The organism is Bacteroidales bacterium, assembly GCA_016709865.1.
Lineage (GTDB): Bacteria > Bacteroidota > Bacteroidia > Bacteroidales > VadinHA17 > LD21.
The window spans coordinates 805,210-817,599 of the sequence record JADJLX010000002.1 but is presented as its reverse complement, the minus strand read 5'-3'; the positions used below and the strand labels follow the sequence as shown (position 1 = coordinate 817,599).

Here is a 12,390-nt window from a genome sequence, read left to right as displayed (position 1 = left end):
GAAATGGAGCCTTTACGCCTTTGCGCCGTTTATACCCTTACAATGACCTTCCCCCTTGGCCTTCCATGTTCAGCCATCTCAAAAGCATCAGCCGCATTCGCCAGAGTAAAAACGTTCTCTATTACAGGAATAAGCTTCTTTTCGAGGAATAATCTCTCTATCTCTTCAAAGTCTTCAGGCAGCGCCCTCATATTAGAGGATGTTATTTTTCTTCTTGTGAAAAGTTTCACAAGAGATGTAAGGAATGCCGGAGCTGCAAGGATGAGCGGGGAGGCATAGGTTCCCCCTTTTTTGAGCAGCCGGAATATATCAGCAAACTTCATCTTACCATATGCATCGAGGATAGCATCATATTCATCCGGTATTGCTGCAAGATCCTCTTTTTTGTATCCCGAGATCTTATCCGCACCAAGCTTTTTTGCCAGTTCACTGTTTGTCTCGCTGCAGGTTGCTGTTATAACAGCTCCTTTTGATCTTGCTATCTGAACTGCAAAGTGGCCTACCCCCCCGGTGGCGCCGTTTATAAGCAGATTAGTTCCTTTTGTAACTCCGCATCTTCTTAATCCGTTAAGTGCTGTGAGTGCAGCAACAGGAAGTGATGCTGCCTGTTCAAATGACATACTATCGGGTATATGTCTGGCACGCTTCGGATCTGCTGACACAAGTTCAGCTAAGGCTCCCTGTTTTCCTGTAAATATAGAGACTGCACCATATACTCTGTCTCCGGCTTTAAAATGTGTGTCACCTTTTGCAGGCTCTTTTACTATCCCTGCAAAGTCTGAACCAACTATTTTAGGCAATTTTGAAGCCGGCAGAATCCTTGTGTCTGCGTTGTTCAGTTTATAGTCAACCGGATTTATTGAAACAGCTTTTACTTCGATCAGCATTCCGTTCTCTCCTGCAACAGCATCGGGTACTTCACCGTATACAGATTGTACTGATTTACTGAAGGATGATTTGTAATATGCTTTCATTCTTCCGTCTTCCGTCTTCTTACGCATTATTAATTATATCCTGCACAATCCTCGTAACACTCCTGAAGTCAATCTTTCCGGTACTCATCATTGGCAGATCCCTGATAACAACAAATTGTCTCGGGAGAGCAATATTAGGTAGCTCATTACCCATCTTTCTTAGGATCTCGGTTTTATTTACCTCTATGGAGACAGTAGCAACGATTGTCGAGCCTTTCTTTGCATCAGAAACTTCAACAACACAGCACGATACTCCAACCGGAAGAAATTTTTCAAGTGTATTCTCTACTTTGACAAGCGATACCATTTCGCCGCCGATCTTTGCAAATCTCTTGAACCTTCCTGCATGGAACAGGTAACCATCCTCATCAAAGTATCCCATGTCGCCGGTATTATACCAGCCGTCTACAAGAGCATCAGCAGTTAGCTGAGGATCATCATAATACCCCTTCATAACTGAGTCGCCTTTAACGAGTATTTTTCCGACTTCTTTTATCTTGCATGGTTCGCCTGTCTCAAAATTTTCGATTTTAACAGTCATTCCCGGAATAACCCTTCCCGTGCTGCCGGGTCTGTTAAACTCATGAGAGTTAACTGAAATAACAGGAGATGTTTCGGTGGCACCGTAACCTTCGAGCAGAGTGACGCCATGTTTTGTCATATAGCCCTCTCTAAGTGCATCGGGACATTTATCAGCACCGGCAACCATAAGCCTGAGGCTCTTGAAATCGCCGGGCTCGGATTTATGCAGATAGCCCCAGAAGAAACTGGGTGTTCCAACCATAATAGTCGGTTTCTCTTCACGGGCAATTGTACTAACAGTCTGGAAGTCGAGGGGATTTGCATAAGTAACCATTGTCATACCATAGCAGAATGACACCCACAGGTTGACAGTAAGTCCGAAGATATGAAAGAATACAAGGTTTGCCAGTATTATATCTTGATCACTGATCTTTACATAATTACCGAAATGCTCAATATTTGAAGAGAGGTTAAGATGTGAAAGCTGAACTGCTTTGGGATCTTTCTCGCTTCCGCTTGTAAACAGAATAGCTGCGGTATCATTTTCATCTCCCTTGTGAATAGTATTCAGGATCATGTTTACCGGCAGCTTTGTTGTAAGTGCTGCTTTCAGTTTTTCAACTGTTGTCACACTCTCCATAATATCCTCGATAAGTACCATACCATCAATCACAGGACATCCTATTTTTTCGAGTAAGGCCTTTGATGTTATTATTGTTTTGAATTTGCATTTTTTCTGGGCATACCTGGCATTGGTTTCAGCACCAGTGGAGTAGTTGATCATTACAGGTATCCGTCCGCTCATCAGTGCACCCACTGTTGCCAGTGCGCAGCCAGCCGAGGTAGGTATCATAATACCAATAAAGCCTTTGTCGTATTTTTTGAATTTTGAACTGAGTATAAGGGCTCCTATAAGCGCTCTTGAATATGGAACATTTTTACCAGTAGTTCTGTCGATTATGGCAAGTTTGCCTGCATGCTTCTTTGCCATGCGTACGAATTGCTGATGTAGAATCATATAGGTTTATTAATTAGTTTTTTTGCAATAATACATAAAAAATTCCGCGACCAAAATAGAGTAAAACAATATCATATTCCTCAATAAGTGATAATTATCAGACACTCAGCCCTCTCAGCTCACTCCTCATTCTTTTCTCCATTTCCCCCCTTCTCCCTTTCTCCCTTTCTCCTTTTCTCCTTTCAGACCAGGTCCTTCTGATATATCCTGAAACGTTTTATTATTTGTCCACCAACCCTTTCACACTCTGCCCTCATCTTGGTGTTTGTTTCAAGTACAAGATGAAGATCAATAAGCTCCATCTTATATTCAATACTTGCCTGGAGCATCTTAACAGCCATCAGAACATCGATACCCCTGCCTCTGTAATCTTTCCTTACACCACCCAGAAGCATAAGGAGTTTCTTTGACCTTCTTGACTCTAAAAGGATCCTCAGAAGTCCGAAGGGAAACAGCCTTCCCTTTGACTTTTTTATTGCCCCGCTGATGTCGGGCATACCGATAGCAAAGCCAATGAGTCCGTCCTTTGCCTCAATAACCTTTATGAACTTGGGATCGAGAATAGTCAGGTATCGTGCTGTCAGCTCTCTCTTTTCCGCATCCGTGAGGGGAACGAATCCGTAGATCTCCATAAAGGTCTGATTCATTAATTCCAGTGCCGGAATGACATATGGCTTAAGCTCCTTTTTTGATTTGAACTCTACAATTTTATAATCCTTATTCTCTGAAACCCTGCTTAATATTTTCTTATATATTTCAGGAAGGTCTGCAGGTGTCTTAGCAAGGTAATTTACAAGGTCACGGTTTTTTACATAACCCTCTGCCATAATCATTTCAGGCAGGTAACTGCTGTTTGTTGGCGAAACTATAAACTTGGGATAATCGAATCCTTCTATCTGAAAGCCCTGCGGGTCTTTATCTGAGAATGCAAGAGGACCAACAATTTTTTCCATTCCCTTTGCCTTTGCCCATTCCTCAACTTTCTGAATTAGAGCATGCACTACATCCTGATCTTCATAACACTCCAAAAAACAAAAACGGCCATGCTGCTCATTATGAATTTCATTATACCTGCGGTTGATGATCCCCATTATCCGGCCAACGGTCTTCCTGTTCCTTTCAGCAAGGTACAGAACAGTATCGGCGTACTTATATGATTTGTTCCTTTTCTCATCAAACAATTCCCATTCATCCATATAAATAGGGGGAAGCCAGTTTGAATCGTTCTTATGGACTTTTGAAGGCAGGTAAATAAATTTCTTTTTGTCCTTTCGGGACAGAACTTCTTTAATTATAATTTCACCCATTAACGACTCAAGTTAAATTATAATAAAGAAACATAAAATCTTTAATATTTTTCAATTGCAGCATTATTTCTTACTTCCGTCTCCGGTCTTCGGTCTCCCTTTGGCCACCGAAGCCTTGGCGAAGGTGGCGGTCTTCCGTCTTCATTGACCGATCTTTATAATCCCGTTATGACTAGATAATATGTATCTGAACTCTGATGCAGGGGGTAGACTCTTAAGCGATTCTTCCTGCTTGGGGGTATCCATGTTAAACATCTCGGTAAAATGCTCGTATTGCCCTTTTGTATATATAAGATTGTCACCGGTAAGGAGATACTCATCACCAATTTTGAAGCACGACGACCCCGGGGTATGACCCGGAGTATGAAGGATCTTTATCCTTAGTCCGTCAATTATGAGAGTATCATTATCGTTCATAAGGTTGTACCTGCCGTATTTCCACTTTGTTTTTGAGAACTTGCTCTTGCCTGTTGTTCCGTTGATCATCTGTTCCTCATCCTTATGAAGATATATATCCGGATTTGTTAAGAGTCCGGTAGCTCCTGTATGGTCACCATCAGTATGTGTCAGAAGAAGTGTTTTAATCTGATCTGACCTGATCCCGATTTTTCGTAATTCTGTGTCAACTCCTTTCTTTGAAATTCCGGCATCAACCATCAGATAATCATTCTTTCCTTTAAATACATATAAATTCACGAACTTATCCCTGATGCACCAAACTGAATCATTTATTGCTGTAGTATCGGAAGGTGTCATCTTCTTTGTTGCACTCAGAAAATTAATAAGGAAAACAACGGCTATTATGAGAATTATTCCCAGCAAAATCCCGGTTACCAGGAGAATTCTTTTTACAGGTTTCTTCATGGAGGATAATTTTGTGTGAATATATAAAAAAAGTAAATATCAGACTACTTTATGCCCGACCCCCGCTTTGCCATCCGTAGCTTTAGTGAAGGATGGTTGCCTTTTTCATCTTATCTGATATTTCTAAACTTTGTTGCCCATAAATTGTTACCTGAGAGTATGAAAAGCAACGAATTGAATAATCTTATCAGGTCCGGAGAGAGCACAGAACAAATGCCTGTACTCTTTATCGGTCATGGCAGTCCAATGAATGCCATCGAAGAAAATGAGTTTTCAGCCTCATGGGCGAATATTGCAAAATCAATTCCGGTACCGAAGGCTGTCTTATGCATATCCGCTCATTGGGAGACCAAAGGAACATTTGTTACAGCTATGCAAAAGCCAAAAACAATCCACGACTTCGGAGGGTTTCCTCAGGAGCTGTACGATGTTCAATATCCTGCTCCCGGAGATCCTGCCCTTGCTGAAGAAATTAAAAAGAATGTTTCATTTACCGGAATAGGACTTGATGATAAGTGGGGATTAGATCATGGTGCCTGGAGCTTCATAAAACATATGTATCCAAATGCTGATATACCAGTGCTTGAGATGAGTCTCGATTATTACAAAGCTCCTCAGTATCACTACGATCTTGCTAAGGAGCTTAAAATATTAAGGAGTAGGGGAGTTCTTATAACCGGCAGCGGTAATATGGTTCATAACCTTGGCCGCATAGCCTGGGACCATGCTTCTGACCCTGAATTTGGTTTCGACTGGGCGATACAGGCTAATGACATCTTCAGGAAACTTATCATCGAAGGAAATCATAAAGAGCTTATAAATTACCAGTCGCTGGGACGCGAAGTTCAGCTGGCAGTTCCAACCCCCGATCACTACCTGCCGCTCCTTTATACTCTAGCACTTAAAGGCGATAAGGAAGAGGTTACTTTTTTCAACGATAAAGCCATAATGGGATCACTTACCATGACCTCACTTCGGATAGGATGATAGAATTTGAACGGGAGAGTGGGAGAATCCACCTTCGCTAAAGCTACGGTGGACGAAGAAGGAGATGGGGAGATTAATTGCTCCGTGACACTCCGTGCTCTCCGTGTCTCCGTGGTTAGTCTTCTGTAAATGTAATATCAACTACCAGAATCTCCGATTTGGCAACAGTACGTACCGGCGGGCCCCATAACCTTATGCCGCTCGAGACAAAAAAGTGAGTTTCTCCTTTCTTCAGGTAGCCATAACTTAATTCATATACCTTTTTTGTTATAAGGTTAATAGGAAAAAGCTGTCCGTGATGAGTATGTCCGGAAAAAACAACATCTGCTGCTGTTTCACTCAGCTGCTCAGTTTCAGTCGGACGATGATCAAGGACTATTATCGGCAGACTGTCAGGAGCTTCTGCCAACAAATCTCCCGCACTTTTCCTTCTCTCGTCGCGGCTGTCATTTCTGCCTGCAAGTACAAATGCCCTGCCCGATATAATTACAGAATCTTTCAGGATTGTTATTCCCGCTCTTGAATAAAAACCTGAAGTCCCGCTCCTGTAATTCCGGTCGTGATTACCCAACACTCCATAAACTCCATACTCAGGCTTGATACTAATCAGGAGTCTCTCAAACCTTTCCATCTTTTCTGCCTCACTGAAACCTTCCATGATATCTCCGCCATAGAGCAGAATATCAGGTTTTAGGTTATTAATTTTCCTGACAAATTGTTCCACAAAACTTAATGGTGTCTTTTCCTCGAGGTGAAAATCGGATATAAAGGCGATTTTCAGATGACTTATTTCCGGCGAATCTGTCGCCAGACTAATCTCTTTTTCAGTAATCCTGATTGTGTTAAAGTTGATTACACCTGCAATAACTATAATTGCTGAAAGAGATATATTGAAAACCATCATCCTGTTCCTGACAGATCTTTTCTTCAACAATTCCCTCGGAATGATTTTTATACCAAGATTGAGGAGGAGAAAAAGATCGGTAAAAAGGATAGTGAGAAAAAGATACAGAAAGAACGGGAGGAGGTAGTTTGAAACCGTTACAATTATATTACCCAAGCCGCCTGCAGTTCTGTCATCAAAAAGTCCGCCTGAAGGATATAATAAAAAGAGGAATGCAAAAATGAATATAAACCAGATCCTCTTGTTCTTTTCAATATAAAACTGCCAGAACCTGGCAAAAAGATATATTGAAGGGATTGTATATGAAAGGGTTATAATTGTGTGGAACATACTCTGATAAATGTAGGTTTATCAGACTAAGATAATACAATTCCTTTTGAGATAATGCAGACTGAAGACCGGAGACCGAAGACAGAAGTTTTCTCTGATTGAATTGGTATTAAACCCGAAGTTTGGAATAGGATACCTGCTTATTTTATGAGGTGCAGTCTTTTTCGATCAATATCCGTTGGGAGGCCCATTGGAAAGCGGGCATACTTTTTAAACTCGTTAAGAGGTTTCCTTGAAGGAAACATAAGCAAATTTGAATCATCATATCCCTCAAACATAGAAGTAAGTGTTCCTGTAATAAGCCAGGGTATTCCAAGAACAAGATAGGCACCAGTACCTTTAACAATAGCGGCAACGATATTTGGTATAAAAAGTAATCCGGTTACCACTCCTATTGTTCTTGACTGATTGTCAAATATATAAAGTATGGCTTCATCAATGCTTTTTGATGATACTGCTTCCAGTTTAAGTTCGGTAAGGATATATAATGTGTCAGGATGAACTGCAATCAGTTCTCCTGATATTTCTAAAGGCAGGTCCTGGGTTGATTTGGATAGAAGGGTGAGCTTTGTCCAGCATCCTGTAATTCCTTTTTTTACCCGCGAAGGAGAAAACCTGTAGTAGGCTGGTATCTGTGATGTCTTGCAGCCTTCCGATAATGAAATACCAAAAAACAATATCAATATCAATATGTATCTACTTTCTTTTAACATATCTGCTATTCCAGAAATTTTCCTCCATTGAGGATTCGACAAGTTTGAAATTTTTTGCGGTCATTTTCATGTACATCTTTGGAAAACCGAACAATAGGGAGGCTTTCTTAAGGTTTTCTTCAGCTATCCATGGTTCTCTCATCCATTCGATATAATAGCCCTTACTGCATAAAAATAATTCGTAAGATTCTGTTGAGTGCGGAAGGTTATATTTAAGATTGTATGAATCACCCGGCAATGTTATCAACGGATTTAGAGTATCTGATAATGCCATCATTCCGGTGCACTCATCTGTCTGATTGGTAGCTCTGACTACTGAGGGTTTAATTCTCAGAGGGTCAGTTTTTTCTCCTGTTTTGGCAAGAGCCAGGTAGTCAATCCTCCATAACCCTTTAGTGAGGATGAGCCTTACATTAAGTACCGGTGTATCTGTCTGTGGCAGCCTGATCATATGAACATCTGAAGCAATTGGTCCCATCTCTTCATAACTGTTCACTTTTATCCATTTTCCTCCGGAGTTCTTTACGAATACTTCTATCCCGCCAAGAACATCCCAGACTCTGTTTACCCGTTTCTGAAGTTTTTTGTCACCGCTTTCGATTTGTGCAGCAAAATTGCCTGCAGAATTGCCCATGTAGGCGAGACTCTGGTAGAACAGATAGGTTGTTAGGAATGTCTGCCTGCAGCCGATTAACAAGCCGTGTTCACCATGAGATACATTATTAAAAGTAAGATCAATATATTCCTTCTCTGCAAGATCTGTCTCATCTGTAACAGAATATCTTTCCCTGCTATCCATCTTTATTACAGCATCCAGACAATCTCCTTCCTGAGCAGTACAGGTTGAGGGATTAGTCACCTCAGATGTTTTATAGAACGAACCATCCTCAGCGGCGAAAACGCGTTCACCGGGTTGCCTTGGAAATGCAAGAAGATCGGCATACCTTATAACATGTGTTTCTAGAGCCTCATTAGTCAGTTTTAGATTTACCTCGTTTCCTGTAATCCTGGTATTATATAGCATATCTATGTCTTTCTTTTCAAAAGACCTCAATATGCTGGACGAGAACCCCTCGGCCATCAGTACAGTATCTTCGCCATCCCAGGCATAGAATGTAGGACATGAACCGAAGCAGGCTTTGGGATTAAGAATACAGAAGGTCGTTACTATTAATGTTGGGACTCCCACAAGGGTTAGTGCGAGAATTTTACTATTCAGGCCTTGGATGTTATTTGTTTCAAATAAAGCTACTTTAGCTAAGGGAATCCGGAATGAAGGTGCAGTAAATTTCCCCTCAGCAGTTTTATTTGAACTGATCAATTCTCTGTATTGATTGTAATGTTTTCCATAACCTGATACTGTATCCTGACTATTGATTGACAACAAAGAATCAAGTAGGTATAGCGATCCGTCGGTCATATGGACCTTAATCAGTTTGTTGTTTACCGAAGAAGTTTCGAGGCTGACAGGATCGTGGAACTCGCGTATAATTCGTGTGGATGAGCAACTGACTGCAATAACGAATACAGGAAGTATTAATAAAAAGTATTTAGTCTGAAGAATATCAGTTTTAAGCATGGTCTGGATTGATATTTCAAAGAATGCTGGTACTCATTATCAAAATTAGGCTATATGACAACCATTTGCAAAATATTTTTCCTGTCAACTATTATATTTGATACATTTGGAACTTAAGTTTTTAATGTGAAACCTATTTAATCTCAGAATGAAAAAACTACTTATTACACTATCCTTAATACTTTTGCTTTTTGCAATTCCGGGTACTAATGATGGATTCTCATCACAGGATAATATTGACAAGGTTATGCCCCTGGTTTCAACTTCATGGTTAAAGGATAATTTAAAGAATCCGGAAATCGTAGTTCTTCATGTTTCACCCACCCGGCTTGATTATGATAACGGACATATTCCTGATGCAGGTTTCCTGTGGCCGGGATATATAATAATTTCCACAGAGTCTGAATCTACAGTTCCTGCTCCTGTAGAAGATATTGTAAAATTGCTACGGACTCTTGGTGTGAACAATAACTCGCATATCGTTCTTTGCGGAATATATGGAAATATCATACCTGTATGCCGTGTATTTGTCAATCTTGAACATATAGGATTAAAAGGAAGAGTATCAATTCTCGATGGAGGCTTTGATGCCTGGGCAGAAGCAGGATATGAGATATCTAAAGAGAATCCTGTAACAGCTAAGGGTAAGTTTAAACCATCAGTAAATGAGAATCTGGTAAATGGCAAATGGATGTTAACCAACCTTGAAAACAAATCATACACTATAATTGATGCGAGGGCAAAAGCTATGTACGACGGAACTACCGGTTTGCCCCGTGCCGGACATATTAAAGGTGCAAAGAATCTGCCTCCGACAGAGATCTATGATGCCAAAACAACCCGTTTTTTCGATTCACAGAAAATAGCAGAAACGTTCAGTAAGCTTGAGATCCCGGCTAACGCGAGACCAGTCTTTTATTGTCATACAGGAAACTCTGCAAGTGCAGCATATGTAGCAGCGCTAATAGCAGGATTTGATCCGGTTATATATGACGGATCGATGGAGGAGTGGAGCAGTAAATCTGATCTTCCTATGGAAAAGTAAACTGATATTATCAGTAAGAGCTCTTTATCTGATCAGTCTTAATAAATTCAATCGGTATATTAAAAGTCGTTGAGATATATTCTCCCCTTTCGAGAAGATCATCATCATCTTCTTCAACATACCATTTGATTGATATTTTCTTCGATAGCTCATTGAGCTGATATAGCTTTCTGAGTATTGAAGCCATAATAATCGAATTAAAGCTGTTCATGTACTCAAGGGCAATTATAACTTCAGTTGAAACGGCAGGTTTAGTCAGATAATCATCTATCCAGATTAATATCTGTTCTGAAAACTTTGTTCTGCTTTCATCTATTGCCCTACCGATTATCTTAACACTGCCCTCGGGATTAAGAAAGACCTCAGGGGTCTTATTAGTCGGTAAAATATGAACTGCTGCTATACCCATATTGATAGATTAAATATGAATTTTACCTGTGAATACTGAAATGTACAAAATCCTAAGTATCAAATTTCAGCATTAAACTCTAATAAAACAAGTTTTCATTGAACTTACTGTCTAACAATGAGCTTTTATAATTGTTCATTTCCACAAAAACAAAACAGGCAACAAGTTTCCCTGTCGCCTGTCAATGTTCTTTCCATAACCCTAACTACACCCCCTTTAGGGGGCTGGGGGGCACTGGTTATAAATGATACGGTCTTCTGTACTCGTAATTCATAAGTCTGTGTTCAGAAGCCTCTTTATCATTAATAAAGGTATATGTAGCCGGATCCCATTTAACTGGTCTCTTGAGCTCATTTGCAATATTTCCGAGGCAGCAAGTGATTGCAGTACTGCAACCTACTTCAACTGAAGCAATAGGTTTCTGACGTGAACGTACTGAATCGATGAAGTTCTGCATATGTGGTGAACTGATTTCGAACTGCAATCCGGCCTGTGTCGGAGCGGGACGATTTGCAGCGGGAGCCTGTCCCTGTGCGTTTGCCGGACGAGCCTGTCCTGCCGGTCTGGTCTGTCCCGGTACTCTTGGCTGCGGACGGTTACCAGCTATCTCAGCCGGGATGAGTGATGCATCTGAACATGCTATATATCCGCGTGCTACCTCAATCCATCCTTTTGTTCCGATAAACTTAATACCCTGTGCACCTGCATTATCCTCAAGGTAAGGCTGCTCAGTCATAACAACACCTGTCTGATATTTGAAGGTCATGTACTCTGTTCCGTTATATCCTTTAGGTATTATCTCGCAAGGTGCTGAACCATCCATTCCTATTGCAGCCTGTGCAATATCGAACATATGAGCACCCCAGTCAGCTGTATAGCCGTTACCTGTCTCAAGATACCAGCGCCATGCACCCCAGAGGGTTTCATTCTGTACAGGGTCCAGAGTAATCTGAGGAGCGAGATCTGAATTGTAAACAATCTTGCCATCATTGAGCGGACCTAACCAGAGGTTCCAGTTCAGGTTACCCGGAATTGGCTGTGCAGGAAGATCGAGTGGCTTTGGTGGATCACCTACTTTTGCATAGATCTTCTCAATATGTCCAATCTTGCCGGCCCTTACAAGCTCAATAGCTTTCTGGAACTCCTTACTGGAACGCTGCTGACTTCCGACCTGTACGATACGTTTCTTTTCGTTCGCAACCTTTGTCATTGTAAGTGCTTCCTGGATAGTATAGGAAAGCGGTTTCTGAACATACACATCTTTCCCCGCCTGGCATGCATGAATAGACATAAGAGCATGCCAATGATCAGGTGTAACAACTTCAACCACATCTATATCTTTTCTTTCCAATAACTGTTCATACTGCTCATAGGTATCGCAACGTGGAGCAAGGCCTTTTGCCTTCTGCCACTCTTCAACAGTTTTCTTGTAACGTTGTTGTTTAATACTGTCAACATCGCAGCATGCAACTACCTGAAGTCCGGGAACTCCTGCGAATCCTCTGAAATCTGACAATGCCTGACGGCCAAGGCCGATGGTGCCCATTATAACTCTGTCGCTCGGTGCAACGCGGAAACCATTTATCACATAACTTGGAAGTATTGTCAGGCTGGTAACTCCAACAGCTGACAAACCAAGGAAGTTACGGCGGCTCATTCCTTTGTTTGATTTTTCTTTCATTGTACTATAATATTTAGGTTGATTGATTTTTTTAATTTACGAAAAATAGAAATATTA

Annotated in this window: 11 protein-coding genes; 2 read left to right on the top strand and 9 right to left on the bottom strand. The window is 41.0% G+C overall.

What is annotated here, in order from left to right:
* Window positions 1-29: 29 nt before the first annotated feature.
* The 4 genes from IPJ16_05535 to IPJ16_05520 form a co-directional block, all read right to left on the bottom strand.
* Window positions 30-1,001, bottom strand: coding sequence for an NAD(P)-dependent alcohol dehydrogenase (locus tag IPJ16_05535; protein MBK7626653.1), 972 nt, complete (start codon window positions 999-1,001; stop codon window positions 30-32).
* Complete coding sequence (locus tag IPJ16_05530; protein ID MBK7626652.1) at window positions 994-2,514, bottom strand: AMP-binding protein; 1,521 nt, start codon at window positions 2,512-2,514, stop codon at window positions 994-996. The genes IPJ16_05535 and IPJ16_05530 overlap by 8 nt, the downstream gene beginning before the upstream one ends.
* A 182-nt stretch (window positions 2,515-2,696) precedes the next feature.
* Window positions 2,697-3,821 carry a hypothetical protein gene (locus tag IPJ16_05525; GenBank protein MBK7626651.1) on the bottom strand — a complete coding sequence of 375 codons (1,125 nt, stop codon included), beginning with the start codon at window positions 3,819-3,821 and terminating at the stop codon, window positions 2,697-2,699.
* A 141-nt stretch (window positions 3,822-3,962) separates the two neighbouring features.
* Complete coding sequence (locus IPJ16_05520; protein ID MBK7626650.1) at window positions 3,963-4,685, bottom strand: MBL fold metallo-hydrolase; 723 nt, start codon at window positions 4,683-4,685, stop codon at window positions 3,963-3,965.
* Window positions 4,686-4,844: 159 nt separating this feature from the next.
* Between IPJ16_05520 and ygiD the strand changes: the two genes are divergently transcribed.
* Window positions 4,845-5,672: a 4,5-DOPA dioxygenase extradiol gene (ygiD, locus tag IPJ16_05515; protein MBK7626649.1), complete on the top strand. Its 828-nt coding sequence runs from the start codon at window positions 4,845-4,847 to the stop codon at window positions 5,670-5,672.
* Window positions 5,673-5,787: 115 nt separating this feature from the next.
* Here the strand turns inward: ygiD and IPJ16_05510 are convergent, their stop codons facing one another.
* The 3 genes from IPJ16_05510 to IPJ16_05500 form a co-directional block, all read right to left on the bottom strand.
* Complete coding sequence (locus IPJ16_05510; protein ID MBK7626648.1) at window positions 5,788-6,906, bottom strand: metallophosphoesterase; 1,119 nt, start codon at window positions 6,904-6,906, stop codon at window positions 5,788-5,790.
* A 140-nt stretch (window positions 6,907-7,046) separates the two neighbouring features.
* Window positions 7,047-7,619, bottom strand: a complete 573-nt coding sequence (locus tag IPJ16_05505; protein ID MBK7626647.1) for a hypothetical protein — start codon at window positions 7,617-7,619, stop codon at window positions 7,047-7,049.
* Window positions 7,603-9,198 carry a hypothetical protein gene (locus tag IPJ16_05500; GenBank protein MBK7626646.1) on the bottom strand — a complete coding sequence of 532 codons (1,596 nt, stop codon included), beginning with the start codon at window positions 9,196-9,198 and terminating at the stop codon, window positions 7,603-7,605. The genes IPJ16_05505 and IPJ16_05500 overlap by 17 nt, the downstream gene beginning before the upstream one ends.
* A 148-nt stretch (window positions 9,199-9,346) precedes the next feature.
* On the opposite strand from IPJ16_05500, the gene IPJ16_05495 reads away from it, so the two are divergent.
* Window positions 9,347-10,243, top strand: a complete 897-nt coding sequence (locus tag IPJ16_05495) for a sulfurtransferase (GenBank protein ID MBK7626645.1) — start codon at window positions 9,347-9,349, stop codon at window positions 10,241-10,243.
* 10 nt (window positions 10,244-10,253) lie between these two features.
* Here IPJ16_05495 and IPJ16_05490 read toward each other — a convergent pair whose 3' ends face one another.
* Entirely contained in the window at window positions 10,254-10,652 is a 399-nt protein-coding gene (locus tag IPJ16_05490) for a DUF1987 family protein (GenBank protein MBK7626644.1), read from the bottom strand.
* A gap of 238 nt (window positions 10,653-10,890) precedes the next feature.
* A complete protein-coding gene (locus tag IPJ16_05485) occupies window positions 10,891-12,333 on the bottom strand; it encodes a Gfo/Idh/MocA family oxidoreductase (GenBank protein ID MBK7626643.1) in 1,443 nt (480 codons plus the stop codon).
* Window positions 12,334-12,390 lie beyond the last annotated feature (57 nt).

Bases quoted from the DNA above. Each gene is read 5' to 3' on its own strand.
- ygiD (MBK7626649.1), top strand. From the start codon at position 4,845: ATGAAAAGCAACGAATTGAATAATCTTATCAGGTCCGGAGAGAGCACA.
- IPJ16_05500 (MBK7626646.1), bottom strand. From the start codon at position 9,198: ATGCTTAAAACTGATATTCTTCAGACTAAATACTTTTTATTAATACTT.
- IPJ16_05530 (MBK7626652.1), bottom strand. From the start codon at position 2,514: ATGATTCTACATCAGCAATTCGTACGCATGGCAAAGAAGCATGCAGGC.
- IPJ16_05485 (MBK7626643.1), bottom strand. From the start codon at position 12,333: ATGAAAGAAAAATCAAACAAAGGAATGAGCCGCCGTAACTTCCTTGGT.
- IPJ16_05495 (MBK7626645.1), top strand. From the start codon at position 9,347: ATGAAAAAACTACTTATTACACTATCCTTAATACTTTTGCTTTTTGCA.
- IPJ16_05535 (MBK7626653.1), bottom strand. From the start codon at position 1,001: ATGCGTAAGAAGACGGAAGACGGAAGAATGAAAGCATATTACAAATCA.
- IPJ16_05490 (MBK7626644.1), bottom strand. From the start codon at position 10,652: ATGGGTATAGCAGCAGTTCATATTTTACCGACTAATAAGACCCCTGAG.
- IPJ16_05510 (MBK7626648.1), bottom strand. From the start codon at position 6,906: ATGTTCCACACAATTATAACCCTTTCATATACAATCCCTTCAATATAT.
- IPJ16_05525 (MBK7626651.1), bottom strand. From the start codon at position 3,821: ATGGGTGAAATTATAATTAAAGAAGTTCTGTCCCGAAAGGACAAAAAG.
- IPJ16_05505 (MBK7626647.1), bottom strand. From the start codon at position 7,619: ATGTTAAAAGAAAGTAGATACATATTGATATTGATATTGTTTTTTGGT.
- IPJ16_05520 (MBK7626650.1), bottom strand. From the start codon at position 4,685: ATGAAGAAACCTGTAAAAAGAATTCTCCTGGTAACCGGGATTTTGCTG.